The 1,546-nt window shown below is 62.2% G+C and carries 1 protein-coding gene; it reads left to right on the plus strand.

Features of this window, described 5'->3' with window-relative positions:
- Positions 1-127 precede the first annotated feature (127 nt).
- A protein-coding gene (locus ACX80X_RS21170; RefSeq protein ID WP_459313318.1) for an IS3 family transposase occupies positions 128-1,512 on the plus strand; the annotation gives its coding sequence in 2 pieces (ribosomal slippage) (positions 128-446 and positions 446-1,512; 1,386 coding nt in all).
- Positions 1,513-1,546 lie beyond the last annotated feature (34 nt).

The following is a 1,546-nucleotide window of genomic DNA, read 5'->3' on the forward strand; positions in this document are numbered from 1 at the left end:
CCCTACGTGTCAGGCTGGAACGGTGCCACTGGGTCATAGCAAGTCCGCTTGATCGCGTGGGGCGAGAACCAGGAATCTAATCATTATGTCTAGTCCAGTTTTGAGTGCCGTAGGCAAAGATGGTCCTATGAACAGTCCCGGACCGCGTGCCGGTGGACCGAGCGCTCGTCGGTCGTTCACCCCCGCGCTGAAGCTTGAATTTTTGGCCTCGTACGAGGCCGCCATCGAGTCCAATGAAGGCGGCGCGTTCCTGCGCCGTGAGGGCCTGTATTCCTCGCAGATGACTGAATGGCGCCGGCTCCGTGACGCTGGCGTTTTGGCGGGCAAGAAGCCCGGGGAAACAATCGGGAAACTCTCCCAGGACCAGGCCGAGATCGCGCGTTTGCGCCGCCAGCTGGAGGTGAGTGAGAGCCGGTTGAAAAGATCCGAGGCAGCCCTGGGAATCATGGAAAAACTCTCGGCGTTCTTAGAGAACGCCATTCAGGAATCACCGGACGAGCCGAAGTCCAAGAAGAGCTGATGGCCTCCTACCACGGCCTGCGCCAACAACAGGTCCCCACCCGGCAGGCGGCCTCCCTGGCCGGGATCTCACGCACCACGGTGTACCGCAAGCCGGCCCCGCCCCGGGAGCCGGCGGCGGTGACGCCACCGAACAAGCTCAGCCCTGCCGAGCGGGCTGCGGTGTTGGCGGCGTTGAACGCCCCGGAGTTCGTCGACCTGGCACCGATGCAGGTCTATGCGAAGCTCCTGGATGCGGGCGTCTATCTGGGCTCGTTGTCCACGTTTTACCGGGTGTTGGAGGAGAACAAGCAGGTCAAGGAACGCCGCCGCCTGGCCAAGCACCCTCCCCGGGCCGTTCCCGAGCTCGTGGCCACCGCCCCGGGCCAGGTGCTGACGTGGGACATTACGAAGCTGGCCGGGCCCATGAGGGGCAAATACTACGACTGCTACATGATGGTCGACATCCACTCCCGCTTCATTGTCGGCGCGCACGTGCACGCCAGCGAATCCGCGGTTCTGGCGGTGGAGATGATGAAGGAAATCTTCGGCATCCACGGCATCCCGCAGGTGGTGCACGCGGATCGGGGGACGTCGATGACGTCCAAGACTGTGGCCGCGTTGCTGGCAGATTTGGAGGTCACCCGGTCACATTCCCGCCCCCGGGTGAGCAACGATAATCCGTACTCAGAAAGCCTCTTCAAGACCATGAAATACGGGCCCATGTTTCCCGAACGCTTCGCTTCCCTTGGCGATGCCAGGGCCTTCATCAGTGAGTTTGTGGACTGGTACAACCATCATCATCAGCACTCCGGGATCGGCTTCCACACGCCCGCCAACGTCCACTACAGGCTCGCCGCCGGCGTCGCCAAGCAACGCTCCGAAACCCTCGCCGCGGCACGGGCGAAACATCCCAACCGCTTCACCAAACCCACCGACCCCAAAATACTGGCCCTGCCCGGGCCCGCATGGATCAACCAACCCAAGGAAAACACCGAAAAACTAGCAGCCTAACTCCCACTGGTACCGACCGACTTGAAAAATTCCG

This window comes from Pseudarthrobacter sp. MDT3-1, assembly GCF_054510755.1.